The organism is Streptomyces atratus (assembly GCF_014648655.1).
GTDB classification, from domain to species: Bacteria; Actinomycetota; Actinomycetes; order Streptomycetales; family Streptomycetaceae; genus Streptomyces; species Streptomyces atratus.
In genome coordinates this window covers 121,467-146,799 of record NZ_BMRN01000005.1, presented here as the reverse complement: position 1 = coordinate 146,799, position 25,333 = coordinate 121,467, and the positions used below count along the sequence as shown (strand labels likewise).

The following is a 25,333-nucleotide window of genomic DNA, read 5'->3' as shown; positions in this document are numbered from 1 at the left end:
GAACCGAGGCCGGGATGAACTCCCGGAACCGCGCACGGGGCCGGCCGGGGGTTTCCCGGCCGGCCCCGTGCGGGCATGAGAGGCGGATCAGGAGTACGGGTAGAAGCCCGAGCCCGTCTTGCGGCCGAGCCGGCCCGCGTCCACCATCCGCTGGAGCAGCGGGGGAGCGGCGTACAGCGGCTCCTTGAACTCCGCGTACATCGAGTCGGCGACCGAGGCCACGGTGTCCAGACCGATCAGGTCGGAGAGCTTGAGCGGGCCCATCGGGTGGGCGCAGCCGAGCTCCATGCCGTTGTCGATGTCCTCACGGCTGGCGATCCCCGACTCGAACATCCGGATCGCGGAGAGGAGATACGGAATCAGCAGCGCGTTGACGACGAAGCCGGAGCGGTCCTGGGCGCGGATCGGGTGCTTGCCGAGCACGTCCTGCACCAGGGCCTCGGCGCGCTTCACCGTCTCGTCGGACGTCGTCAGCGCGGGAATCAGCTCGACGAGCTTCTGCACCGGGGCCGGGTTGAAGAAGTGGATGCCGATGACCTGGTCCGGGCGAGACGTCGCCACGGCCAGCTTCACCAGCGGAATGGAGGAGGTGTTCGAGGCGAGGATTGCGTCCTGCCGGGTCACCACCTGGTCGAGCACCTGGAAGATCTCGGTTTTGACCTGCTCGTTCTCCACGACGGCCTCGATGACGAGATCGCGGTCGGCGAACTCTCCGAGGTCGGTGGTGAAGCTCAGACGAGCCAGTGTCTCGTCGCGCTCCTCCGGAGTGATCTTGCCGCGTTCGGCGGCCTTCGAGAGGGAGTTGTGCAGCCGGGTGCGGCCGATCTCCAGCGCCTCGCCGGTGGTCTCGGCCACCATGACCTCAAGACCGCTGCGGGCGCACACCTCCGCGATACCCGCGCCCATCTGGCCACAGCCCACCACTCCGACGCGTGCAATGTCGGCCATAGAGTCCGTCACCTCGTGCCTTTCGCTGTTCTGCGTGTCGCAGGTTCCCGTCTGATTCCGGTGCCCGCCCCGACCCCCCGACGTTACTCCGCGACCTACGGGTGATTGCGGGCCGGGGCGGGCATGCTCTGCGTTACGCCCGGATACCGGAGCGACGGACGAGGACAGAGAGACGGCAGGTGCAACGAAATGCGGCAAATGGCCAGAAGAGGCTTTGTGGCGGGTGCGGCCGGAGTGGTCGCAGCGGTGGTGAGCACAATCACCATGGCCGGTGAGGCCGTCGCGGTCCCGTCCCGGCGGGCGGGCAGCGGGCCGGCGGACACAGCGCCGCGCAAGGGTGGTCACCATGTGGCGCGGCGCGAGCTGCGCGGTATGTGGGTGGCCACCGTCGCCAACATCGACTGGCCCTCCGCGCCCGGTCTGACAGCGGCCGCGCAGGAGGCCGAGCTGATCGCGTACCTCGACGAGGCCGTCGACCGGCGGCTGAACGCCGTGATCCTCCAGGTCCGGCCGACGGCCGACGCGCTGTGGCCCTCGCCCTACGAGCCGTGGGCCCAGTACCTCACCGGGGTGCAGGGCAAGGACCCCGGCTGGGATCCGCTGGGCACGGCCGTCCGCGAGGCGCACCGCCGCGGGCTCGAACTGCATGCCTGGTTCAACCCGTACCGGGTCGCCAACCACACCGATCCGTCCCGCCTGGTGGCCACCCACCCCGCCAGGCTGCACCCCGACTGGGTGCTGCCGTACGGCGGGAAGCTCTACTACAACCCCGGAATCCCCGAGGTCCGCCGCTTCGTCCAGGACGCGATGCTCGACGCGGTCCGCCGCTACGACATCGATGCCGTGCACTGGGACGACTACTTCTACCCTTACCCGGTGGCCGGGCAGGTCTTCGACGACGACGCCACGTACGCGAAATACGGTGCGGGCTTCCCGGACAAGGCCGCCTGGCGGCGCGACAACACCGACAAGCTGGTGCGCGAGACGGCCGAGCGGATCAAGAAGATCAAGAAGAACGTCCAGTTCGGGATCAGCCCGTTCGGTGTGTGGCGCAACGCCGCGACCGACCCGCTCGGCTCCGACACGAAGGCGGGTGTGCAGACCTACGACGATCTGCACGCCGACACCCGCGGCTGGGTCCAGAAGGGCTGGATCGACTACATCTGCCCGCAGATCTACTGGAACATCGGTTTCGCCGCCGCCGACTACGCCAAGCTGCTGCCCTGGTGGGACGCGGTCGTACGGGGCACGGGCGTCGATCTGTTCGTGGGCGAGGCACTCTACAAGGCCGGTGACCCGGCCCAGCCCGCAGCCTGGCAGGACCCGGCCGAACTCTCCCGCCACCTCGACTTCGCCGCCGCCTACGACCAGGTGCGCGGCCATGTCTACTTCTCCGGCAAGAACGTGGTCACGGACCGGATCGGAACCATGGACCGGGTGGTGGCCGACCACTATCGCAGCAGGGTGCGTCCACCCCGCTGACAGAAGCAGCGGAGCGGACGCACCGGGTGTGTGGGCGGGCTGCCGGGAACTGATCGGCCCGCCCGGGGCCCGGGGGGCGAAGAGCAGTGCCGTCCGCCGGAGGCCGCTACGGGGTCTCCGGCGCCTGCTTCCGGGTGTGGGTGTGCTGTACGACGCTGTCGGGACCGGGCGAAATCAGGTGTTCGTGTCCGTCCTCGAAGCGGACGCGGTACGGGGGAGTGCCCCCGGCCCCGAGCACTTCGACGATCTCTGCGACCCGGTCGTGCTGTCCCACGGTCCTGCCGTGCGTCAGCAGCCGGTCGCCCGCGTGTGCCTCCATCGGGAGTGACCTCCTCACGGGTGCGGTCCTTGTCGACAAGTCTATGACCGAAAAGCGACTTCGCCCGGTGGAAGGTGCGTGGTTCTCACCCACGACGCCGGGCGAGCCCCGTCCGCTGGGTGGCCACGATGCAGACGAGTACCGCGATTGCCGCCACCGGCGCCGCCGCCGAGACCTCCTCGCCGAGCAGGAAGAACGACCACACCAGTGTCAGCAACGGCTGCGCGAGCTGAAGCTGGCTGGCCCGCGGAACCCCGATCTCCGCCATCCCGCGGTACCAGACGTAAAGGCCGAAGAAGGTGGACCCGGCCGCCACCCAGACCAGTCCGATCACTCCGTGCGCGGTCAGCCGCACCGGCTCCAGCGGCAATGCGACGGCCGCCCCCGCCACCGCGAGCGGCAGGGAGAGAATCAGGGCCCAGCCGACCACCTGCCAGCCCGGCATGATCCCGGCCAGCCTGCCGCCCTCGGTGTATCCCGCCGCGCACACCAGCAGTGCACCGAAGAGATAGAGATCACCGCCGGACAGCGCACCACCGCTCTCCTGCACGGTGAACGCGATCACCACCGCCGCCCCGGCGAGCGCCGCGATCCAGAAGGCACGCGGCGGCCGCGCCCCGGTCCGCAGCGAGGAGAACACCGCGGTGGTCAGCGGCAGCAGCCCCACCACAACGGCTGCGTGGGAGGTCGTCGACGTCTGCAGCGCCAGCGTCGTCAGCAGCGGGAAGCCGACCACCACACCGGCGGCGACGACGACGAGCCCGGCCCGGTGCCGGCGGTCCGGCACCGGGACACGGCCGGCCAGCAGCACACCACCCGCGATCGCGGCGGCGAGCAGGGTCCGCAGCGCCACCAGCGACCAGGGGCCGAAGCTCTCCAGGCCCCAGGCCGTGGACGGGAAGGTCAGCGAGAAGGCGACGACACCGAGCCCGGCGAGAACCACGCCGCCGCCGCTCGCCTTATCGGCCGTCGATGAGCCGACCGCTATCGCGCTTTCTGGAGTAGCGCTATCCTTAACTTTCATGCAAGAGCGTAGCAGCGTCGCTGAACTCGCCAGTTCTCTCCGCAGTGAACTGAACCGCTACTCACCAGGTGAAAAGCTGCCATCGAGTCGGGCCCTCGTGGAGCGCTTCCGGGTCAGCCCCGTCACCGTCTCCCGGGCCATTGCCCAGCTCGCCGCCGAGGGGCTCGTCGTCACCCGTCCCGGCTCCGGCGCCTTCCGGGCGCGACCCCGTACCGATGTGCCCCCGCCGGGCGACACCTCCTGGCAGGAGATTTCCCTCAGCGGTGACGGCGGCCCCGAAGCGGTGCCGCGTACCGTCGACGCCTCCGGTGTCCTGGTCACGCTCACCGCACCGCCGCCAGGCGTCATCGAGCTCAACGGCGGCTACCTCCACTCCTCGCTCCAGCCGGAGCGGGCGCTCGCCGCCGCCCTCGCCAGGGCCGGCCGCCGCCCCGGCGCCTGGGACCGCCCGCCCACCGACGGGCTGACCGAACTGCGTGCCTGGTTCGCCCGGGAGATCGGGCCCGCGCTCACCGCCGCCGACGTGCTGATCACCGCGGGTGGCCAGAGCGCCCTGGCCACCGCGCTGCGCGCCCTCGCCCCGCCCGGCGCCCCGGTCCTGGTCGAATCGCCCACCTACCCGGGAATGCTGGCCGCCGCCCGCGCCACCGGACTGCGGCCCGTACCGGTACCCGTCGACGCCGACGGCGTGCGGCCGGAACTGCTCGCCGCCGCCTTCCGGGCCACCGGTGCCCGCGTCTTCGTCTGCCAGCCGCTCTTCCAGAACCCGACCGGCGCGGTCCTCGCTCCGCAGCGGCGTGGCGAGGTCGTGCGGATCGCCCGTGCGGCGGGAGCCTTCGTCATCGAGGACGACTTCGCCCGCCGCCTGGTCCACGACGACGCCGGACCGCTGCCCGCGCCCCTGGCCGCCGACGACCCCGACGGTGTGGTCGTCCATGTCTGCTCCCTGACCAAGGTCACCTCGCCCAGCCTGCGGGTCGGCGCGCTCGCCGCCCGCGGTCCGGTGCTGGGACGGCTGCGCGCCATCCAGATCGTCGACAGCTTCTTCGTGCCCCGACCGCTCCAGGAGGCCGCGCTCGAACTGGTCGGCTCCCCGGCATGGAGTCATCATCTGCGTTCCGTGTCGACCGAGCTGAGAAACCGGCGGACCGCCATGACGACGGCCCTGCGGCAGGAGCTGCCCGCCCTCGCGCTCCCGCACATCCCCGCGGGCGGCGGCAGCCTGTGGCTGCGCCTGCCCGACGTGGAAGCCGGTACGGACGAGTCCGCGGTGGTCTCGGCGGCCCTGCGCGCGGGCGTGGCCATCGCGCCCGGCCGCCCGTACTTCTGCGCCGAACCCCCTTTCCCGCAGGTCCGGTTGAGCTTCGCCGCGGTCGCCGGGGCGGCCGAGATCACCGCGGGGGTCCGACGCCTGCGCACCGCCTGCGACGAAGTCCTGACCGGCTTGGGGGGATGACCTCCGGCCATGAACGACGACACGCCCCAGCAGCGCTACGAGATCTCGTCCGGGCGTACCGGTTTCACCATGTGTCAACTGCAGGACGCATCCTCACTGTCAACCGTCGGTCGACAGTGAAAGCTACGGGAGCCGTGGCACCGGTGCGGGATCACCAGAGCGCCGTACAGAAGACGCACGCCTCCCAATTGGCGGGCGCGCACAGGACGCGGTGCCGTACGCACGAGGCCATGGCGGCTTCCTCCGGGCCGGGAAAGGGGAAGCCGCCGCTCGGCCGCTCCACGTCGGCCGGATCGAATGCCTCGACCATCTCCCGGTACTGCCGCAGACAGCCCTCGGCGAAGGGCGGCTCGTAGTCCAGTTCGTCCCACCGGTGCCTGCACAGCGCGAGATCGAGCACCCGAAGGACGAAGTCCTTCGCTGCGGCCTGCTCGTGCGGGGAGCGGCCCCAGTCGATGTCCTCCAGATCGAATCCGACCACCCCGCGCCCGATGACGCTCTGGTCCTGCAAGGTCAGCAGAGTGGCGAAACGGTGCTCCCAGGTGCTGTCGGCGAGGTCGGACACGGCCAGCATGAGCACATCGACGAAGACGTCCGTGCCCCCGTTGGACATGGACAGACTGCGGCCCCCGCCGTGAAAGACGTTCCCCATCCGAACACCCTACCGAGCGGAATTGCGCGGCCGGCCGGGTCGGCGGTGGCTGTCCGTCTCCGGCCGGATACGACGGAGCGCGCCGTCCGACGGAGTCCGTCGGACGGCGCGCTCGTTCAGCGGTTCCGTATGCGGGTCAGAGGGCGCCGCTGTCCGCGATGGTGATCTTCGCCTGGGGTCGGCCGCTCTGCGAGCCGAGGGCCTCGATCTTCTTGACCAGGTCCATGCTCTCCTGGTTGTCGACCTCGCCGAACACCACGTGCTTGCCGTCCAGCCACGACGTCACGATGGTCGTGATGAAGAACTGGGATCCGTTGGAGTCGGGGCCACTGTTGGCCATGGAGAGCAGGCCCGGCTTGGTGTGCGCGAGCTTGAAGTTCTCGTCCGGGAACTTCGCCCCGTAGATGCTCTTGCCACCCGTGCCGTTGCCCTGGGTGAAGTCGCCGCCCTGCAGCATGAAGTCGGGGATGATCCGGTGGAAGGACGATCCCTTGTAACCGAAGCCCTTCTCGCCGGTCGCCAGCGCGCGGAAGTTCTCCGCGGTCTTGGGAACGACGTCGTCGAACAGTTTGAACGTGATCCGCCCAGCGGGCTCGTCATTGATGGTGATGTCGAAGTAAACCTTGCTCGTCATGGAACCATCCTGACATCGACGCGCTCGGCGCCGACGGGCGGGCACGGTGCCGGGCCCGTCGACGTGGCAGCGGGAGCGGACACCGCGGCGCCCACTCCCGCTGTCCTGCACGTCGACGACTGGTTAGCCTGAAGAGGGGGTGCGCAGGCTCAGGGAGGTCTGTCGTGACTGTGGAGGCCAACGCGAGCACGGGGACGTTCAGTGCTTTCGACGCATCCCCGGGTGTCGGCGCGCCCCGCTACCTGCCCGTTGCCGAGCACGGCCTGATCGGCGATCTGCGCAGCGCGGCGCTGGTCGGCACCAACGGCACCATCGACTGGTACTGCTGCCCGCGCTTCGACGCACCCAGTGTCTTCGCCTCGATCCTCGACGCCGACCGTGGCGGATACTTCGAGCTCGCGGCGGATGCCCCGACGCGTACCAAGCAGTTCTACTTCCCCGACACCAATGTGCTGATCACCCGCTTCTTCGCGGAGGACGGGGTCGGCGAGGTCCAGGACTTCATGCCGGTACTCGACGATTCGCGCGAGGCCGACCGGCACCGTCTGATCCGCCGCGTGGTGTGCGTCCGCGGATCGCTGCCCTTCCGTGCCCGTGTGGCCCCCCGTTTCGAGTACGGGGCGCAGCCGCACACCGTGCACGCACAGCACGGCCAGGCGGTCTTCGAATCGCCCTCACTCACTCTCGCGCTGACGTCGAGTGTGCCGCTCGAGGTCGCCGGGCAGGACGTATGGTCGCTGTTCAAGCTGCACGAGGGCGAGTCCGCGGTCTTCGCCCTCGACCGGGTCGGGGGCGACGTGGCACCCCGCTTCTGCCCGCTGTCCGAGGCGGAGCAGCAGTTCAACGCCACCGTCGGGTACTGGCGGCGGTGGCTGTCCCGGTCGCGGTACCGCGGTCGCTGGCGGGAGATGGTGCAGCGCTCCGCCCTCACTCTGAAGCTGCTCACCTACGCCCCGACCGGCGCCATCATCGCCGCGCCGACCACCAGCCTGCCCGAACGCATCGGGGGTGAGCGCAACTGGGACTACCGCTACGTATGGATCCGTGATGCAGCGTTCTGCGTGTATGCGCTGCTCAGGCTCGGCTTCACCGAGGAGGCCGAGGCCTTCATGGGTTTCCTCTCCGAGCATGTCCCCCTCGAAGTGACCGAGACGACCGGCCCGCTGCAGATCATGTACGGCATCGACGGGCGCCGTGAGCTGCCCGAGCGCGAGCTGACCCATCTAGAGGGGTATCGGGGCTCGGCCCCCGTACGCGTCGGCAATGATGCCGTCGACCAGTTGCAGCTGGACATCTACGGGGCGCTCATCGACGCCCTCTACCTCTACAACAAGTGGGGGCAGCCCATCTCCAGTGCGCACTGGGACAGCATCAGCGAGGTGGTCGACTGGGTGTGCGACCACTGGGACCAGCCCGACCAGGGGATCTGGGAGACGCGCAGCGGGCGCAAGAACTTCCTCTACTCGCGATTGATGTGCTGGGTGGCCATCGAGCGCGCCATGCGGCTGGCCCAGCATCGCGGCCTGCCCGTCGACATCGTGCGGTGGGGGCGGGCCCGGGATGCGATCTATCGCCGGATCATGCGCCATGGCTGGTCCGACGAGCGGCACGCCTTCGTCCAGTACGAGGACGGCCACGTCCTCGACGCGTCCCTGCTGATGATGCCGCTGGCGAAGTTCGTATCCCCGACCGACCCGAAGTGGCTCGCCACGCTGGACGCGCTGGGCGAGGATCTGGTGTCCGACTCGCTGGTCTACCGCTACGACCCGCAGGCCAGCCCGGACGGACTGCGGGGCGATGAGGGCACGTTCTCGATCTGCTCGTTCTGGTACGTCGAGGCGCTGGCCCGCGCCGGCCGCCTGGACGAGGCCCGACTCGCGTTCGAGAAGATGCTCACGTACGCCAACCACCTCGGTCTGTATGCGGAGGAGATCGGCCACACCGGGGAGCAGGCCGGGAACTTCCCGCAGGCCTTCACCCACCTGGCGCTGATCAGCGCGGCCTTCGGTCTCGACCGCGCGCTCGGATAGATCTTTGCATAAAAGTGCATGGCTGCGTATAGTCATGCCATCGACGAGGAGGATTTCGATGGTGGTACGTGCAGCAGTGGCAGGGGCGAGCGGATACGCCGGTGGGGAGCTGCTCCGTCTCCTGCTGGTCCACCCAGAGGTCGAGATCGGGGCCCTCACCGCCAACTCCAACGCGGGTCAGAAGCTCGGTGCGCTGCAACCGCATCTGCGGCCGCTTGCCGACCGTGTGCTTCGGCCGACCACGCCGGAGGTCCTCGCCGGGCACGATGTCGTCTTCCTCGCCCTCCCGCACGGGCAGTCCGCCGCCGTCGCCGAGCAACTCGGTGACGAGGTGCTCGTGGTGGACATGGGCGCCGACTTCCGGCTCAGGGACGCAGCGGACTGGGAGAAGTTCTACGGCTCGCCGCACGCCGGGACCTGGCCCTACGGTCTGCCCGAACTGCCGGGCGGGCGCCCGGCATTGGCGGGGTCCAAGCGCATCGCGGTGCCCGGCTGCTACCCGACCGCCGTCTCTCTCGCGCTCTTCCCGGCGTACGCCGCCCAGCTGGCCGAGCCCGAGGCCGTGATCGTCGCCGCGTCCGGTACCTCCGGGGCGGGCAAGGCGGCCAAGCCGCATCTGCTCGGCTCCGAAGTGATGGGCAACATGTCCCCGTACGGCGTCGGCGGGGTACACCGGCACACCCCCGAGATGATCCAGAACCTCAGCGCCGCGGCCGGTGAGCCGGTCACGGTCTCCTTCACGCCGACCCTGGCGCCGATGCCCCGCGGCATCCTCGCGACGTGCAGCGCGAAGGCGAAGCCGGGCGTGAGCCCCCAGGCCGTTCGTGACGTGTACGAGAAGGCGTTCGCCGAGGAGCCGTTCGTCGACCTGCTCCCAGAGGGGCAGTGGCCCGCCACAGCGTCCGTCTACGGTTCCAACGCCGTACAGATCCAGGTCGCTCACGACGAGGCGGCAGGCCGGATCATCGTCATCAGCGCCATCGACAACCTCGCCAAGGGCACCGCGGGCGGCGCCCTGCAGAGCATGAACATCGCCCTCGGACTTCCCGAGGACACAGGTCTTTCCACGATCGGAGTCGCACCGTGAGTGTCACGGCAGCACAGGGTTTCTCGGCGGCGGGCATCGCCGCGGGAATCAAGGAGAGCGGTAACCCGGACCTGGCCCTCGTGGTCAACCACGGTCCGCGTCGATCCGCCGCGGGCGTCTTCACCTCCAACCGCGTCAAGGCCGCCCCCGTCCTCTGGTCGGAGCAGGTACTCAAGGGCGGCGAGGTCAGTGCCGTCGTTCTCAACTCCGGCGGTGCCAACGCCTGTACGGGCCCGCAGGGCTTCCAGGACACCCACGCCACCGCAGAGAAGGCCGCCGAGGTCCTCACCGGTCACAGCGCGGGCGAGATCGCGGTCGCATCGACCGGGCTGATCGGCACGCTGCTTCCGATGGACAAGCTGCTGCCCGGCATCGAGAAGGCAGCCGCCGCCCTCAGCGAGCACGGCGGCGAGAAGGCCGCCATCGCGATCAAGACCACCGACACCGTCCACAAGACCGCCGTCGCGGGCGGCGAGGGGTGGACCGTCGGCGGTATGGCCAAGGGCGCCGGCATGCTCGCCCCGGGCCTCGCCACCATGCTGGTCGTCCTCACCACCGACGCCGACGTGGACGCGCCGGCGCTGGACACCGCGCTGCGCGCCGCCACCCGCACCACCTTCGACCGGGTCGACTCGGACGGCTGCATGTCGACCAACGACACCGTGCTGCTGCTGGCCTCCGGCGCGAGTGGGATCACCCCGGAGCAGGACGAGTTCGCCGAGGCCGTACGGACCGTCTGCGCCGACCTCGCCCGGCAGCTCATCGGTGACGCCGAGGGTGCCTCCAAGGACATCCGGATCGAGGTCATCAACGCCGCGACCGAGGACGACGCCGTCGAGGTGGGCCGGTCCATCGCCCGTAACAACCTCCTCAAGTGCGCCATCCACGGCGAGGACCCCAACTGGGGCCGGGTCCTCTCCGCGATCGGCACGACGAAGGCCGCCTTCGAACCGGACCAGCTGAATGTCGCCATCAACGGCGTATGGGTCTGCAAGAACGGCGGTGTCGGCGAGGACCGCGACCTGGTCGACATGCGCTACCGGGAAGTGAAGATCACCGCCGACCTGGCCACCGGCACCGAGTCGGCCGTCATCTGGGCCAACGACCTCACTGCCGACTACGTCCACGAGAACAGCGCGTACAGCTCATGACCACGGCGCGGAAGCACACCGCACTCCCGAAGGCACAGATTCTCATCGAGGCGCTGCCCTGGCTGACCCGGCACAACGGCAAGACCGTCGTCATCAAGTTCGGCGGCAACGCCATGATCGACGAGGAGCTGAAGGCGGCCTTCGCCCAGGACGTCGTCTTCCTGCGCCAGGCCGGCCTCAAGCCCGTCGTCGTGCACGGCGGCGGCCCGCAGATCAGCGCCCAGCTCGACAAGCAGGGCCTGGTCAGCGAGTTCAAGGCCGGTCTGCGCGTCACCACGCCCGAAGCGATGGACGTCGTACGGATGGTGCTGGCCGGACAGGTCCAGCGCGAGCTCGTCGGCCTGCTCAACCAGCACGGCCCGCTCGCCGTCGGCATGACCGGCGAGGACGCCCACACCATCACCGCCACTCAGCACAGGCCGACCATCGACGGCGAACTCGTCGACATCGGCCGGGTCGGCGAGATCACCGCCATAGACACCGGGGCCATCCAGGCGCTGCTCGACGACGGCCGGATCCCCGTCGTCTCCTCCATCGCACGCTCCGCCGACGACAACCACGTCTACAACGTCAACGCCGACACCGCGGCCGCCGCACTCGCCGCCGCGCTGAACGCCGAGACGCTGATGGTCCTCACCGATGTCGAGGGGCTCTACGAGGACTGGCCCAACAGCGACGACGTGATCAGCCGCCTCACCGCCACCGAGCTGGAGAAGCTGCTTCCCGAGCTGTCCAGCGGCATGGTCCCGAAGATGCAGGGCTGCCTGCACGCCGTACGCAACGGCGTCGAGACCGCCCGTGTCATCGACGGCCGGGTCCAGCACTCGATCCTGCTGGAGATCTTCACCGACGAAGGAATCGGCACGATGGTCGTGCCCGACGCACAGGGGGAGTCATGAGCAACCAGGAGCTCTCGCAGCGCTGGCAACACGCGCTGATGGACAACTACGGCACCCCCCAGCTGTCCCTCGTCCGAGGCGAAGGCGCCCATGTGTGGGACGCCGACGGCACCGAGTACCTCGACTTCGTCGGCGGTATCGCCGTGAACGCCCTCGGACATGCCCACCCCGCCGTCGTCGAGGCCGTCTCCACCCAGATGGCCTCCCTCGGCCATGTCTCCAACCTCTTCATCGCACCGCCGCCCGTCGCCCTGGCCGAACGGCTGCTGCAGCTCTTCGGCCGGGGCGGCAGGGTCTACTTCGCCAACTCGGGTGCCGAGGCCAACGAGGCCGCCTTCAAGATCGGCCGGCTGACCGGGCGGACCCACATGGTCGCCACCGACGGCGGCTTCCACGGCCGGACCATGGGCGCGCTCGCGCTGACCGGGCAGCCCAAGAAGCGCGAACCCTTCGAGCCGTTGCCCGGCGATGTCACACATGTCCCGTACGGGGACGCCGAGGCGCTGCGGGCCGCTGTGACCACCGACACCGCGCTGGTGATCATCGAGCCCATCCAGGGCGAGAACGGTGTGGTCGTGCCGCCCAAGGGCTACTTGGAGGCCGCCCGGGAGATCACCCGGGCGACCGGCACCCTGCTCGTCCTCGACGAGGTGCAGACCGGTATCGGCCGCTGCGGCCACTGGTTCGAGCACCAGGCCCACCAGGGTGTCGAGCCGGACATCGTCACCCTCGCCAAGGGCCTCGGCGGCGGACTGCCGATCGGCGCGACCGTCGCGTTCGGTCCGGCGGCCGATCTGCTGAAGCCGGGCCAGCACGGCACGACGTTCGGCGGCAACCCGATCGCCTGCGCCGCAGGTCTCGCCGTCCTGGACACCCTGGCGGCCGATGGTGCCCTGGACCGGGTGAAGCGGCTCGGCGAGAAGATCCGGGACGGCGTGGAGGGTCTCGGGCACCCGCTGGTCGCCCGTGTCCGCGGCTCCGGGCTGCTGCTGGGTATCGTGCTCACCGAGCCCCTCGCACCTCAGGTGCAACAGGCGGCTCAGGGAGCCGGAATCCTGGTGAACGCACCCGCCCCCGATGTCCTGCGGCTCATGCCGCCGCTGATCATCGGTGACACGGAGGTGGACGCGTTCCTCCAGGCGCTGCCCGGCGCTCTCGACGCGGCAAAAGGGGACGGACGATCCGGAGAATGAGGCGACGACGATGACCGAGGCGCAGGAAACCGAGCACGGCGGGCCGTCCGTGCCGCAGACCCGCACCGCACGCCACCGCCGGATCGTGGACATCCTGAACCGGCAGCCGGTGCGTTCGCAGAGTCAGCTGGCCAAGCTCCTCGCCGACGACGGGCTGAGCGTCACCCAGGCGACGCTCTCCCGCGACCTGGACGAGCTGGGTGCGGTGAAGATCCGCAACACCGGCGGCGAGCTGATCTACGCGGTGCCGAGCGAGGGCGGTTTCCGTACCCCGCAGGCACCGCTGGGCGAGTCCGCGAAGGAGGAGCGGATGCGGCGCCTCTCCGCCGAACTGCTCATCTCGGCGGAGGCCTCGGCCAACCTCGTGGTGCTGCGTACACCTCCGGGCGCGGCCCAGTTCCTCGCCTCGGCCATCGACCAGGCCGAACTGCACGACATCCTGGGCACCATCGCGGGTGACGACACACTGATGCTGATCAGCCGTGACCCGGCGGGCGGTCAGGCGCTCGCCGAGCACCTGCTGCGACTGGCCCAGAACGAGCGCTGAACGGCCGGGGTACCCCGCGTCCGTCAGTAGCGCGTGATCGCGGTCGGGCCCGAACGGGTCCCGATCGCGATGTGCGGACTGCGGGCCGGGTCCACCCAGTCGAGGAGCCGGTCCATCGCGGCCGCCGGCACGGAGACACAACCGGCGGTCGCACCACGCCCGTTGACGTGGAGGAAGATACCGGCGCCTCGCCCCCGTACCGGCCGCTCGTAGTTGAAGCCGATGACGAGCGCGCGGGCGTACTGCGTCGGATACGCGGCCAGGTGCTCCGACTCGCCCGCCCGGCAGTCCGCAGGCCGCGGTTCCACCCAGCGGTTGTAGGCCCGCGCCTCGGTGTCCTCGCACCACCACGACCGGCTGTTGACCCGGCGGTACGGGTATACGGTGCCGGCCGGTGCCGCCTTGATTCCGAAGGCGTACGGCAGGTCGTACAGGCCGGTGGGTGTGGTGTCGGTGCCCTGCTTGCGCGACGTCCCCTCGGCCAGGCCCTTCGCACCGAACCGGGCCGGTGCGGACCCGCCCTTCACCCAGATGCCCCGGCGCAGATTCCACCAGGTGACGGTGCCCGTCGTGGAACCCGTGGCCGGGGCCTCGGCCGTGATCAACTGGGTACCACCGCCGGTGTCGGCCATCCGCCCCGGGAGAGCGGGCGCCCCGGCGGGCCGGGCCGCGACCGAGCCCGCCAGCGCGAGCAGTACCGAACCGATCACCAGGGATCTGCGCATGTCCCGAACGCTAGACCGTCCGGCGGCGTGTCACCCCCGGACCTGCTCCGTACGGCTCGATCTCATTCCGCGCGCGGCATGGCCGGCAGCGGGAGCGGCAGCCCCGGCAGCCCGTCGATACTCGTCGCGACGTGCTCCTTCTTCTCGAAGTAGACGCTGAGCGACGCGTCGTCCTCGCGGGCGAAGCGATGGGCGTGCAGCGGCCGGTCCTCGTCGTACGACATGAAGGGCACGGCAAATCCACAGGTGTCCCGGATCAGCTCGGCCTTCACCACGATGATGGCGCGCAGCCCGTGCGGGCCGGGGTCCACAGCGGGGAATCGGGCGAGCAGCGCGCCGAACCGCGGATCGTCACGGAAGACCGGCTCACCGCGACCGTGCACCCGCACGATGTTGGGCGGCCCCTGGAAGGCGCACCACATCAGCGTGATGCGCCCGTTCTCCCGGAGGTGGGCGACGGTCTCCGCGTTGCTGCCCGCGAAGTCCAGGTAGGCCACGGTCAGTTCGTCGATGACGGCGAAGGAGCCGCTGACCGGGCCGCGGCCGACGAGGTGTCCGGCGCCGCCCCGAGCGGTATGCCCCGGGCCGGCCGTTTCGCGGCCTCGTGGTCGCCGGGCACCGTCCTTGCCCCCCAGTGTGCGGTCGCGGTCCGGGCCAAGACCGCCCCGGACCGTTCGAGTCCGGCATCCTCCTCCCGCGCGCGGGCCCTGAGGCGCGCCTCCCACCTGCATCTTTGACAAACCATACGGAGGACTGCATAGTTATACCCATCAGTGATTGCACCGTAGGGAGAAACCCGTGACCGAGCGCGTCGTACTCGCCTACTCGGGCGGCCTGGACACCTCCGTCGCCATCGGCTGGATCGCCGAGGAGACGGGCGCCGAGGTCATCGCCGTTGCCGTGGACGTCGGCCAGGGCGGCGAGGACCTGGAGGTCATCCGTAAGCGCGCGCTCGCCTGCGGTGCCGTCGAGGCCGAGGTCGCGGACGCCAAGGACGAGTTCGCCGAGGAGTACTGCCTCCCGGCGATCAAGGCCAACGCCCTCTACATGGACCGCTACCCGCTCGTCTCGGCCCTGTCCCGGCCGGCCATCGTCAAGCACCTCGTCGCCGCCGCCGACAAGCACGACGCCGGCATCGTCGCCCACGGCTGCACCGGCAAGGGCAACGACCAGGTCCGCTTCGAGGCCGGCATCTCCGCGCTCGGCCCCGACCTGAAGTGCATCGCCCCGGTCCGTGACTACGCGATGACCCGGGACAAGGCGATCGCCTTCTGCGAGGAGAAGAACCTTCCGATCGCGACCACCAAGAAGTCCCCGTACTCCATCGACCAGAATGTCTTCGGACGCGCTGTCGAGACGGGCTTCCTGGAGGACATCTGGAACGCGCCGATCGAGGACATCTACGAGTACACCGAGAACCCCGCCACCCCGCGCGAGGCCGACGAGGTCGTCATCTCCTTCAAGGAGGGCGTGCCCGTGGCCATCGACGGCAAGCCCGTCACGGTCCTCCAGGCGGTCCAGCAGCTCAACCAGCGGGCCGGCGCCCAGGGCATCGGCCGGATCGACATGGTCGAGGACCGTCTTGTCGGCATCAAGTCCCGCGAGGTGTACGAGGCACCGGGCGCGATCGCACTGATCACCGCCCACCAGGAGCTGGAGAACGTCACCGTCGAGCGCGAGCTGGCCCGCTACAAGCGGCAGGTCGAGCAGCGCTGGGGCGAGCTGGTCTACGACGGCCTGTGGTTCTCCCCGCTCAAGCGCGCCCTGGACGGCTTCATCAACGAGGCCAACCAGCACGTCACCGGTGACATCCGGATGACCATGCACGCGGGCCGCGCCGTCGTCACCGGCCGGAAGTCCGAGCAGTCGCTCTACGACTTCAACCTCGCCACCTATGACTCGGGCGACACGTTCGACCAGTCCAAGGCGCAGGGCTTCATCGAGATCTTCGGCCTCTCGTCGAAGATCGCCGCGAAGCGTGACCTCGCCTGACCCCCAGTAGTTACGTCACCGCCTCCCCGACCCTCCGTGCGGGGAGGCGGCTGCACATCCACCCCCTTGTTCTTCCGAGGAGCACGCAGTGAGCAACGGCAACGGCAACAGCGACGTACGCCTCTGGGGCGCCCGCTTCGCCGACGGTCCGGCCGAGGCGCTGGCCAAGCTGTCCGCCTCCGTCCACTTCGACTGGCGGCTCGCGCCGTACGACATCGCCGGCTCCCGCGCCCACGCGCGAGTGCTGAACAAGGCGGGCCTGCTCACCGAGGACGAGCTGAACCGCATGATCGCCGGTCTCGACCAGCTCGATGCCGATGTCGCCGACGGCTCGTTCACCGGCACCGTCGCCGACGAGGACGTCCACACCGCGCTGGAGCGCGGCCTGCTGGAACGCCTCGGCCCGGACCTCGGCGGCAAGCTGCGGGCCGGCCGGTCCCGGAACGACCAGATCGCCACGCTCTTCCGGATGTACCTGCGCGACCACGCCCGGATCATCGGCGGTCTGATCGCCGAGCTGCAGGGCGCCCTGGTCGGCCTCGCCGAGGCGCACCCGGACGTCGCGATGCCCGGTCGCACGCATCTGCAGCACGCCCAGCCGGTGCTCTTCGCCCATCACGTCCTCGCTCATGTGCAGTCCCTCTCCCGGGACGCCGAGCGGCTGCGCCAGTGGGACGAGCGGACCGCCGTCTCCCCGTACGGCTCCGGCGCGCTGGCCGGGTCGTCCCTCGGGCTCGACCCGGAGGCGGTCGCCGCCGACCTCGGCTTCGAGCACGGCTCCATCGCCAACTCCATCGACGGCACGGCCTCCCGCGATTTCGCCGCCGAGTTCGCGTTCATCACCGCGATGATCGGCGTCAACCTCTCCCGGATCGCGGAGGAGGTCATCATCTGGAACACGAAGGAGTTTTCCTTCGTCACCCTGCACGACGCCTTCTCCACCGGCTCCTCGATCATGCCGCAGAAGAAGAACCCGGACATCGCCGAGCTGGCCCGCGGCAAGTCCGGCCGGCTGATCGGCAATCTGACCGGCCTGATGGCCACGCTGAAGGCGCTCCCGCTCGCGTACAACCGCGACCTCCAGGAGGACAAGGAGCCGGTCTTCGACTCCTGCGACCAGCTCGAAGTCCTGCTGCCCGCCTTCACCGGAATGATGGCCACGCTCACCGTCAACCGCGAGCGCATGGAAGAGCTCGCCCCGGCCGGTTTCTCGCTCGCCACCGACATCGCCGAGTGGCTGGTCAAGCAGGGCGTGCCGTTCCGCGTCGCGCACGAGGTCGCGGGCGAGTGCGTCAAGGAGTGCGAGCAGCAGGGCATCGAGCTCGACGAGCTGACCGACGAGCAGTTCGCGAAGATCTCCGAGCACCTCACCCCCGAGGTCCGCGCGGTCCTCAACGTGGCCGGTGCGCTCGCGTCCCGCAGCGGCCGCGGCGGTACGGCCCCGTCGGCCGTAGCGGTACAGCTCACCGAGGTCAAGGCCGACCTCGCCGTCCAGCAGGCGTGGGCCACCGCGAAGAACTGACGGCACGGAACCGGCAGCGCCGAAGGCGAATCGAGGCGGGGAGCGGTCGTTCCCCGCCTTCCGGTTTTCCCGAGCTGAGTTACGTTGACGGGGGAGTGCACCCGATCGACGAGGAGCCCGCGATGCCTTTCGCCAGGCTGGCCACAGCGACTACTCCGACCGCCCACATCGGGCTCGGCCTGGCAGCGGTCGGCAGGCCCGGCTACATCAACCTCCATCGCGACCGCGATCTGCCCGGTGACCGCAGTGCCGAGGCCCTGCGCGAGCGCACCCACGAGCTGCTGGACGCCGCCTATGCCCAGGGCGTCCGCTACTTCGACGCGGCCCGCTCCTACGGCCGTTCGGAGGAGTTCCTCGCCGAGTGGCTGACGGTGCACCCGGAAGTGCGCGATGTCGTCATCGGCAGCAAGTGGGGCTACACCTACACCGCCGACTGGAATGTCGAAGCCGAGGCGCACGAGGTCAAGGACCACAGCCTCGCCATGTTCGAACGCCAGCGCGCAGAGACCGACGCGCTGCTCGGTGACCGCCTCGACCTCTACCAGATCCACTCGGTGACCGCCGACAGCCCGGCCCTCACCGACAAGGATCTGCACGCACGGCTCGCCGCACTCGCCGCGGAGGGGGTCAGTGTCGGCCTGTCCACCAGCGGACCTGCCCAGGCCGACGCCATCCGGGCCGCTCTTGCCGTCACGGTCGACGGCGAGCCGCTCTTCCGTACGGTCCAGGCCACCTACAACGCCCTGGAGACCTCGGCCGGAGCGGCGCTCGCCGAGGCCCATGACGGCGGGCTCACCGTGATCGTCAAGGAAGCCATGGCCAACGGCCGGCTCGCCGGCACGGAAGCCCCCGCCGTTGTCCAGGAGATCGCCGCCGAGGCCGGCCTGGGCAGTGACGCGATCGCCCTGGCGCTCGTACTGCACCAGCCGTGGGCCGGTGTGGTGCTCTCCGGTGCGGCGACCGTCAGCCAGCTCGCCGGAAACCTGCACGCGGCCGTCGTCGACCTCGACGAGGAGCGGCGCGCCCGGCTCGATGCGCTCGTGGAGGAGCCGGAGGCGTACTGGCGTCATCGTGCCGGACTGCCGTGGAGCTGAGCGGGCGTGCCCGGCGCCGGTGAAGCGGCGCCGATCCACCTGTCACATCCACGAGATCCGGTTCGTCACCACATTGACGGAACACTACGGAGGAATGTGACTGTGGACGGAATCGAGTTCCTGGCAGAACGCTTCGAGGAGAACCGGACTCAGCTGAAGGCCGTTGCCTACCGGATGCTCGGCTCGACGAGCGAGGCGGAGGACGCCGTCCAGGAAGCCTGGATCCGCCTCAGCCGCTCCGACAGCCGGGCGATCGAGAACCTCGGCGGCTGGCTGACGACGGTTGTCGGGCGGGTGTGCCTGGACATGCTCCGCTCCCGCCGCTCCCGCCGCGAGGCGCCCCTCGACACACAGGCACCCGAGGCGCACGCCCCCGAACCGGTGCTCGGCACTCAGCCGGATGCCGATCCCGAGCAGCGGGCCCTGATGGCCGACTCGGTCGGTCTCGCGATGCTGGTCGTACTCGAAACGCTCGACCCCGCCGAGCGGCTCGCCTTCGTACTGCACGACATGTTCGCCGTGCCCTTCGACGAGATCGCCCGCATCGTGGACCGCACCCCGGCCGCGGCCCGGCAGCTCGCCAGCCGGGCCCGTCGCCGGGTGCAGGGCGTGGACCCGGATCCGGGCCCCGATCTCACCCGCAAGCGCGAGGTGGTCGATGCCTTCCTGGCCGCCGCCCGCGACGGTGACTTCGAGGCCCTCGTCGCCGTGCTCGACCCGGACGTGGTGGTGCGCTCCGACTTCGGTGCCGGTGGTGTCGGTGCGCCGTCCCTGGTGCGGGGCGCCGCGGTCGTGGCCCGTCAGGCGATGATGTTCGCGCCGTTCGCCCGGTCGTCGCAGCGGGCACTGGTCGACGGGAACCCGGCCGTCATCTCCACGCGCGAGGGCCGGCGGTTCTCGGTCATGATCTTCACGGTCGAGCGGGGGAAGGTCGTCGAGATGTCCGTGATCAACGACCCGGCCCGCCTCCCCGACCTGGATCTGACCGTCCTCAACGACTGACCCCGGGCGGGCGGCCGTACCGCGGGCTCAGTGTCCGCCGCCCCGGCGGCCGTCCGCCCACTCGGCCAGCTGCTCGAAATCGGCCGGCAGCAGTCCGATCCGCGGGTCGATCCACATCAGCAGCGTCTCGGCCGCCCCCTGTCCCGAGATCCACTCCCGGTCCTGCTCGGCGATCTCGTCGTCGACCCAGGCGAACGGCCGGCCGGCCGCGTACTCCACGATGTACTGCGTCTTCCAGTACGTACCGTCCGGTGCGCCGCCATGCATCGACGGCCAGTCGACGTACGGCAGCGGGGGCAGCCCGAGCCGCGGACCGATCCACACGTTGGCCTCGTCCTTCCAGGTCGTCGCCCAGACCAGTTCGTAGCGGCCGGCGAGGGCCAGCAGCGCCCGGCCGTGTTCCGGGTTGAGCAGGACGGGCAGCGGCGTCCCGTAGTCCCACCCCGTCGGCCGCATCAGATACAGCGCATAGCCGTCCGGGATCCGTCGGCGCATCAGTGTCGCGTACGGATTGAGCGGACCGTCGATGTCGATCAGCAGCAGCGGCTTCATGCCGACATCGTCCTCTCTCCCTTCCGCGGAGGCAGACACCTCCGGTGAGACATTCATGTCTCATATGGTTTATTGTTGTCTCATGACTCTCGATCGTGAGCAGGTACTGCGCAGCGCCGCCGCACTGCTGACCCGTAAATCGACCGCCACCATGGACGAGGTCGCCAGAGCCGCAGGCATCGGACGCGCCACCCTGCACCGGCACTTCGCCGGACGGGACGCCCTGGTCAAAGCGTTGGAGAGCCTGGGAATCCAGGAGTTCGAAGCGGCCCTGGACGCCGCCGCGCTCGACGAGGGGAGTTGCGAGGAGGCGCTGCGCCGACTCGTCGCGGCCGTCGAGCCGAGCGCCGGACTGCTCTCCTTCCTCGTCACCGAGAACCAGCTCTTCGAGGGCGACGAGGTGAACGAGGGCTGGAACCGGCTCGACGCCCGGGTCTCCGCCCTCTTCCGGCGCGGCCAGGAGCGCGGCGAGTTCCGGATCGACCTCACCCCCGCCTGGCTTACCGAGGCCTTCTACGGACTCGTCTCCGCCGGCGCCTGGACCGTCCAGGTGGGCCGGGTGGCCGGGCAGGACTTCCAATACATGATCGTCGAGTTGCTGCTCGGCGGCGCACGCCGGAGCGTGGGGCAATGAGCAGTCTCGAACAGCATGCGGAAACCTCCCAGGAGCTGCGCCGTCCGGGGCGGTGGATCGCCCTGGCCGTCCTCGTCCTCGCTGTGCTGCTCGTGGCCGTGGACGCCACAGTCCTCGGCCTCGCCACCCCCTTCCTCACCGAGGACCTCAAGCCGTCCGGCACCCAACTGCTCTGGATCGGGGACGTCTACTCCTTCGTCATCGCCGGGCTCCTCGTCTCCATGGGCAGCCTCGGTGACCGCATCGGCCGCAAGAAGCTGCTGCTGACCGGTGCCGTCGCCTTCGGTGCGGTGTCCGTGCTCAACGCGTACGCGAGCACGCCCGAGATGATGATCCTGGCGCGGGCTCTGCTCGGGGTCGCCGGTGCCACCCTGATGCCGTCCACACTCGCCCTGATCCGCAACCTCTTCCACGATCCGCGCGAGCGCAGCCTCGCCATCGGTATCTGGGGAGCCATGGCCTCCGCGGGTGCGGCCGTCGGCCCTGTCGTCGGCGGCTTCCTCCTGGAGCACTTCTGGTGGGGCTCGGTCTTCCTGATCAACCTGCCGGTCATGGCCGTCCTCGTGGTCGTCGGCATCAAAATGATCCCCGAGTCGAAGAACCCGGCACGGGGCCCGTGGGACCTGGTCAGCGTGGCGCTCTCCTTCATCGGCATGATCGGAGTCGTATACGCGGTCAAGGAGCTGGCCGCGCACGGCGCGAGCTGGGAGGTCGCCGTCGCGGGCATCGGCGGTCTGGCCGCGCTCTGCTGGTTCGTACGCAGGCAACTCACGCTCCCCGCACCCCTGCTGGACATGCGGCTCTTCCACCACCGGGGCTTCTCGGGTGCGGTCCTCGCCGATCTGCTGACCATCCTCGGCCTGTCCGGGCTCGTCTTCTTCCTCTCCCAGTTCCTGCAACTGGTACAGGGACGCGGGCCGCTGGAGGCCGGGCTCGCCGAACTGCCCGCCGCCGTGGGTGCGGTCACCGCGGGTCTCATCGCCGGCCTGGCAGCCCGGCGCTACTCGGTGCGGTCGGTGGTGTCCGGCGGCCTCGGGGCGATCGGCCTGGCACTCGCCGCGGTCACCCTGATCCACAAGGAGACCGCCTATCCGCTGATCGGTGCGGTGCTGCTGGTCGTCGGCGTCGGTGCGGGCTTCGCCTTCACCGTCACCTCCGATGTGATCCTCTCCAGCGTCCCGAAGGAGCAGGCAGGCTCCGCGGGCGCGGTCTCCGAGACGGCGTACGAACTCGGCGCGGCCCTCGGCATCGCCCTGCTCGGCTCCATCGTCACCGGCGTCTACCAGGACTTCGCCACTCCGAGGGGCGTCCCGTCGGCCGACGCCGCAGCGGCCCATGAGTCGCTGGGCGGCGCCGTCGAAGCGGCCCACGGCCTTCCGGCGCATCAGGCGAGCGCGCTGGTCTCCGCGGCACAGGAATCGTTCGTCGACGGGCTGCGGCTCGCGGCGGGTGTCGGCGCGGCGGTCCTGCTGGCGACAGCCGTCGCCGCCTGGTTCCTGTTGCGCGGTCAGAAGCTGGAGGACGGCATCGTCCACCAGTAGCTGCCCGCGCCGTGGGCCGTACGAGTTGTGACGACATACGGAAGGGCCCGTACCACCGACCGGGGTACGGGCCCTTCCGTATGTCCTGCGCGTCAGCTCACGCGGCCTTGGCCTTCGTCGCATACATGTCGACGTACTCCTGACCCGACAGCCGCATCACCTCGGCCATCACGGAGTCGGTCACCGCCCGCAGCACATAGCGGTCGCGGTCCATGCCCTCGTAGCGGGAGAACTCCATCGGAGCGCCGAAACGGACCGTCACCTTGCCGGGACGGGGCAGACCGGCACCACCGGGCTGCAGCTTGTCCGTACCGATCATCGCGAACGGCACCACCGGTGCACCCGTCATCAGTGTCAGCCGGGCGATGCCCGTACGGCCCCGGTAGAGGCGGCCGTCGGGGGAGCGGGTGCCCTCCGGGTAGATGGCGAACGCCTTGCCCTCCTCCAGCACCCGACGGCCCGTCATCAGCGCCGCGACACCGCCGCGGCCGCCGTCCCGGTCCACCGGGATCATGCCGCAGCCCGTGAAGAACCAGGCCATCGCCCGGCCCTTGAGCCCCTTGCCCGTCACGTACTCGTCCTTGCCGATGTAGAAAACCTGCCGGTCACAGCAGATCGGCATGATCATCGAGTCGATGAACGTCAGATGATTGCCCGCGAGGATCACCGGACCGTCCCCGGGAATGTTCTCCACACCCTCCACCTGGGGGCGGAACATCAGACGCAAGATCGGTCCGAGCACTGCCTTGATGAGTGCGTGTCGGGACAACGGTTCCTCCGGTGTAGTGGCCGGGCCGGCCGGGGCGCGGGATCGTGACGGTCCATGCAGGTGAGGACGATACTCGCGGGTACTCGCCCATCGCACATCGGGTTCATCGAGTGGATACGCAGTGTTGACGTGTGTTTCCGCCAAGTTCGTCCAGGAGCTGCTCCTAAGACGGTACGACTCCCTAGGCTCAGGCCTCGCCCGACAGGTGCGAGACATCACACGCGAGGAGCATTCATGACAGAGCGCGCGCAGGCAGGTCCCGGCCGCAGAACCCTGCTGGGAGCGGGGGCCGCCGTACTGGGCACGGCCGCTCTCGGACTGGCCGGCGGACCGGCCGACGCCGCCGGGAACGCCTCCGAGCGGTCCGGCGGCCACGGCGGGGGCCACGGCTTCCGCCTCGACCTGCCGGTGCCCACCGTCATAGGACACCGCGGTACCAGCGGCTACCGGCCCGAGCACACCCTCGGCTCCTACCAGCTGGCCCTCGACATGGGCGCGCACGTCATCGAGCAGGACCTGGTGCCGACCAAGGACGGCCATCTCGTCTGCCGTCACGAGAACGACATCACCGCCACCACCGATGTCTCCGCCCACCCCGAGTTCTCGAGCCGCAAGACCACCAAGAAGGTCGACGGGGTCTCCCTCACCGGCTGGTTCACCGAGGACTTCACCCTTGCCGAGCTGAAGACGCTCCGCGCCAAGGAGCGCATCCCCGGCACCCGTCAGAAGAACACGCTCTACGACGGCCGCTGGGAGGTCCCCACGTTCGAAGAGGTGCTCCAGTGGGCCGACCGCGAGGGCCACAAGCGCGGCAAGCCGGTCTGGCTGTACGTCGAGACCAAACACCCCACGTACTTCCGCGGCCTCGGCCTCGGACTCGAGGAGCCCCTCGCCAAGCTGCTGCGCCGCTACAACCGCCACCGCAGGCAGTCGCCGCTCATCCTCCAGTCCTTCGAGCCCGGCAGCATCCAGCGACTGGCCGGACTCGTCGCCACCCCGCGCGTCGTGCTGCTCTCCGGCGCGGGCGGGCGGCCCTGGGACTTCGTGACGTCCGGAGATCCGCGTACCGTCGCCGACCTGGTGAAGCCCGAGGGCCTGAAGTGGATGGCGTCCTTCGCCCAGGGCATCGGACCCACCCTGGACCTGATCATTCCCAAGGACGCCTCGGGCCGGCTCACCGCACCGACCACCCTGGTGATGGATGCGCACGCCCAGGGGCTGGTCCTCCACCCGTACACCATGCGCAACGAGAACTCCTTCCTGCCCGCCGACTTCCGACGCGGTACGGACCCCAACGCGTACGGTGACGCATTCGGTGCGTTCCAGGCGTACTTCGCGACGGGTATCGACGGGATCTTCTCCGACAATCCAGACACCGCTCTTCTCGCGGCGGCGGACTTCGCCGCGAAGTGACACCTGCGTCAGCACCCGGCCGGGGCGGGCCCCGGTCGGGTGGTGCTCGCCGGATACGGCAACCGGCCGTCGGCACAGGTGCGTCGGCCGGGGCATGACGCCTATCGATCTTGCCCCCGTGGGGGCCGCCGGCCCTGCGGCGGTCGTCCATTCCCTGTATCCACTGGTGAGTGCCGAGGCCGCGGCCGAGGCGGCAGCCTCGGCAACGGGCGCGGCGATCGAACCCGCCGATCTCGAACAGGCCGTCTGGCTACGGCTGCTGGAGCGGCTCGCGCAGGATGGGCCGCCGGTGGACACGGCGCGCTGGGTGCGGGACGCCGTACGGGCGGAGGCCCGCAGGGCCCGTCGAACCACCCGGCGCGAACGCCCCTACCGTGACGAGACCTCCGCGGATCCGGCCGGCTGCCCGGAGCGGATCGCCGTCGGTGCCGACGAACGCCGGGCGCTGCGTGCCGCGGTGGACCGGCTGCCCGGCCGGTGCGCCCGGCTGCTCGCGGCGATGCTCGCGCCCGGTGATCCCACCTACCGGGAAATCGCAGGGAAGTTGGGTATGTCACAGGGGAGTTTGGGTCCGGTCCGTTCCCGATGCCTTGGATGTCTGCGCAGAATGCTCGCGGCGGAGGTTGTAGCTCCTGAACCGCGGGGAAAGGAGCGTTAGACAACCGGT

At 69.9% G+C, this 25,333-nt stretch carries 24 protein-coding genes and 1 pseudogene; 16 read left to right on the top strand and 9 right to left on the bottom strand.

Features of this window, described 5'->3' with window-relative positions; all coding sequences use genetic code 11:
• Positions 1-87 precede the first annotated feature (87 nt).
• Complete coding sequence (locus IEZ15_RS10710) at positions 88-948, bottom strand: 3-hydroxybutyryl-CoA dehydrogenase (RefSeq protein WP_114243580.1); 861 nt, start codon at positions 946-948, stop codon at positions 88-90.
• Between the two features lie 189 nt (positions 949-1,137).
• On the opposite strand from IEZ15_RS10710, the gene IEZ15_RS10705 reads away from it, so the two are divergent.
• Positions 1,138-2,430 carry a glycoside hydrolase family 10-like protein gene (locus tag IEZ15_RS10705; RefSeq protein WP_189276119.1) on the top strand — a complete coding sequence of 431 codons (1,293 nt, stop codon included), beginning with the start codon at positions 1,138-1,140 and terminating at the stop codon, positions 2,428-2,430.
• Positions 2,431-2,536: 106 nt separating this feature from the next.
• Here IEZ15_RS10705 and IEZ15_RS10700 read toward each other — a convergent pair whose 3' ends face one another.
• Both IEZ15_RS10700 and IEZ15_RS10695 read right to left on the bottom strand, forming a co-directional pair.
• Entirely contained in the window at positions 2,537-2,749 is a 213-nt protein-coding gene (locus IEZ15_RS10700; RefSeq protein ID WP_189276117.1) for a DUF1918 domain-containing protein, read from the bottom strand.
• Positions 2,750-2,834: 85 nt separating this feature from the next.
• Entirely contained in the window at positions 2,835-3,773 is a 939-nt protein-coding gene (locus IEZ15_RS10695) for a DMT family transporter (RefSeq protein WP_189276115.1), read from the bottom strand.
• Between IEZ15_RS10695 and IEZ15_RS10690 the strand changes: the two genes are divergently transcribed.
• Complete coding sequence (locus IEZ15_RS10690) at positions 3,772-5,229, top strand: aminotransferase-like domain-containing protein (protein ID WP_189276113.1); 1,458 nt, start codon at positions 3,772-3,774, stop codon at positions 5,227-5,229. The genes IEZ15_RS10695 and IEZ15_RS10690 overlap by 2 nt on opposite strands.
• Before the next feature lie 151 nt (positions 5,230-5,380).
• Here the strand turns inward: IEZ15_RS10690 and IEZ15_RS10685 are convergent, their stop codons facing one another.
• Positions 5,381-5,881: a hypothetical protein gene (locus IEZ15_RS10685; RefSeq protein WP_114243575.1), complete on the bottom strand. Its 501-nt coding sequence runs from the start codon at positions 5,879-5,881 to the stop codon at positions 5,381-5,383.
• 136 nt (positions 5,882-6,017) lie between these two features.
• Positions 6,018-6,515, bottom strand: a complete 498-nt coding sequence (locus tag IEZ15_RS10680) for a peptidylprolyl isomerase (protein ID WP_114243574.1) — start codon at positions 6,513-6,515, stop codon at positions 6,018-6,020.
• A 170-nt stretch (positions 6,516-6,685) separates the two neighbouring features.
• Between IEZ15_RS10680 and IEZ15_RS10675 the strand changes: the two genes are divergently transcribed.
• The 6 genes from IEZ15_RS10675 to IEZ15_RS10650 are packed head-to-tail and all read left to right on the top strand — an operon-like array spanning position 6,686 to position 13,422.
• The gene (locus tag IEZ15_RS10675; protein ID WP_189276436.1) at positions 6,686-8,545 is read left to right on the top strand and encodes a glycoside hydrolase family 15 protein; all 1,860 of its coding nucleotides are present in this window, start codon (positions 6,686-6,688) and stop codon (positions 8,543-8,545) included.
• 58 nt (positions 8,546-8,603) lie between these two features.
• Complete coding sequence (gene argC, locus IEZ15_RS10670; protein WP_189276111.1) at positions 8,604-9,632, top strand: N-acetyl-gamma-glutamyl-phosphate reductase; 1,029 nt, start codon at positions 8,604-8,606, stop codon at positions 9,630-9,632.
• Positions 9,629-10,783: a bifunctional glutamate N-acetyltransferase/amino-acid acetyltransferase ArgJ gene (argJ, locus tag IEZ15_RS10665; protein ID WP_189276109.1), complete on the top strand. Its 1,155-nt coding sequence runs from the start codon at positions 9,629-9,631 to the stop codon at positions 10,781-10,783. The genes argC and argJ overlap by 4 nt, the downstream gene beginning before the upstream one ends.
• Entirely contained in the window at positions 10,780-11,682 is a 903-nt protein-coding gene (gene argB, locus IEZ15_RS10660) for an acetylglutamate kinase (RefSeq protein ID WP_189276108.1), read from the top strand. Before argJ ends, argB begins: the two co-directional genes overlap by 4 nt.
• Positions 11,679-12,875 (top strand): acetylornithine transaminase, encoded by a 1,197-nt coding sequence (locus IEZ15_RS10655; protein ID WP_189276106.1) that lies wholly within the window; start codon positions 11,679-11,681, stop codon positions 12,873-12,875. Before argB ends, IEZ15_RS10655 begins: the two co-directional genes overlap by 4 nt.
• A 10-nt stretch (positions 12,876-12,885) precedes the next feature.
• Positions 12,886-13,422 (top strand): arginine repressor, encoded by a 537-nt coding sequence (locus IEZ15_RS10650; protein ID WP_114243569.1) that lies wholly within the window; start codon positions 12,886-12,888, stop codon positions 13,420-13,422.
• Positions 13,423-13,445: 23 nt separating this feature from the next.
• Here the strand turns inward: IEZ15_RS10650 and IEZ15_RS10645 are convergent, their stop codons facing one another.
• The gene (locus IEZ15_RS10645) at positions 13,446-14,147 is read right to left on the bottom strand and encodes a L,D-transpeptidase family protein (RefSeq protein WP_189276104.1); all 702 of its coding nucleotides are present in this window, start codon (positions 14,145-14,147) and stop codon (positions 13,446-13,448) included.
• A gap of 62 nt (positions 14,148-14,209) precedes the next feature.
• Positions 14,210-14,680, bottom strand: a pseudogene (locus IEZ15_RS10640) (pyridoxamine 5'-phosphate oxidase family protein); the annotation flags it as partial.
• Between the two features lie 265 nt (positions 14,681-14,945).
• Between IEZ15_RS10640 and IEZ15_RS10635 the strand changes: the two are divergent.
• From IEZ15_RS10635 to IEZ15_RS10620, 4 genes are all read left to right on the top strand, one after another.
• A complete protein-coding gene (locus IEZ15_RS10635; RefSeq protein WP_189276102.1) occupies positions 14,946-16,139 on the top strand; it encodes an argininosuccinate synthase in 1,194 nt (397 codons plus the stop codon).
• Between the two features lie 88 nt (positions 16,140-16,227).
• Positions 16,228-17,661 carry an argininosuccinate lyase gene (argH, locus tag IEZ15_RS10630; RefSeq protein WP_189276100.1) on the top strand — a complete coding sequence of 478 codons (1,434 nt, stop codon included), beginning with the start codon at positions 16,228-16,230 and terminating at the stop codon, positions 17,659-17,661.
• A gap of 122 nt (positions 17,662-17,783) precedes the next feature.
• The gene (locus IEZ15_RS10625) at positions 17,784-18,755 is read left to right on the top strand and encodes an aldo/keto reductase (RefSeq protein WP_189276099.1); all 972 of its coding nucleotides are present in this window, start codon (positions 17,784-17,786) and stop codon (positions 18,753-18,755) included.
• Between the two features lie 102 nt (positions 18,756-18,857).
• A complete protein-coding gene (locus IEZ15_RS10620) occupies positions 18,858-19,757 on the top strand; it encodes a sigma-70 family RNA polymerase sigma factor (RefSeq protein WP_189276097.1) in 900 nt (299 codons plus the stop codon).
• Between the two features lie 27 nt (positions 19,758-19,784).
• On the opposite strand, the gene IEZ15_RS10615 is transcribed toward IEZ15_RS10620, so the two are convergent.
• Positions 19,785-20,309 (bottom strand): HAD domain-containing protein, encoded by a 525-nt coding sequence (locus IEZ15_RS10615; protein ID WP_189276095.1) that lies wholly within the window; start codon positions 20,307-20,309, stop codon positions 19,785-19,787.
• An 82-nt stretch (positions 20,310-20,391) separates the two neighbouring features.
• Between IEZ15_RS10615 and IEZ15_RS10610 the strand changes: the two genes are divergently transcribed.
• Together IEZ15_RS10610 and IEZ15_RS10605 are read left to right on the top strand one after the other, a co-directional pair.
• A complete protein-coding gene (locus tag IEZ15_RS10610) occupies positions 20,392-20,943 on the top strand; it encodes a TetR/AcrR family transcriptional regulator (RefSeq protein WP_114243563.1) in 552 nt (183 codons plus the stop codon).
• Positions 20,940-22,484, top strand: coding sequence for an MFS transporter (locus IEZ15_RS10605; protein WP_189276093.1), 1,545 nt, complete (start codon positions 20,940-20,942; stop codon positions 22,482-22,484). Before IEZ15_RS10610 ends, IEZ15_RS10605 begins: the two co-directional genes overlap by 4 nt.
• A 97-nt stretch (positions 22,485-22,581) precedes the next feature.
• Here IEZ15_RS10605 and IEZ15_RS10600 read toward each other — a convergent pair whose 3' ends face one another.
• Positions 22,582-23,253 (bottom strand): lysophospholipid acyltransferase family protein, encoded by a 672-nt coding sequence (locus tag IEZ15_RS10600; RefSeq protein WP_093893540.1) that lies wholly within the window; start codon positions 23,251-23,253, stop codon positions 22,582-22,584.
• A gap of 234 nt (positions 23,254-23,487) precedes the next feature.
• Here IEZ15_RS10600 and IEZ15_RS10595 point away from each other — a divergent pair, with 234 nt between their 5' ends.
• Both IEZ15_RS10595 and IEZ15_RS10590 read left to right on the top strand, forming a co-directional pair.
• Positions 23,488-24,666: a glycerophosphodiester phosphodiesterase gene (locus tag IEZ15_RS10595; RefSeq protein ID WP_189276092.1), complete on the top strand. Its 1,179-nt coding sequence runs from the start codon at positions 23,488-23,490 to the stop codon at positions 24,664-24,666.
• 94 nt (positions 24,667-24,760) lie between these two features.
• Positions 24,761-25,324, top strand: a complete 564-nt coding sequence (locus IEZ15_RS10590; RefSeq protein ID WP_189276089.1) for a sigma-70 RNA polymerase sigma factor region 4 domain-containing protein — start codon at positions 24,761-24,763, stop codon at positions 25,322-25,324.
• The last annotated feature ends 9 nt before the right edge of the window (positions 25,325-25,333 follow it).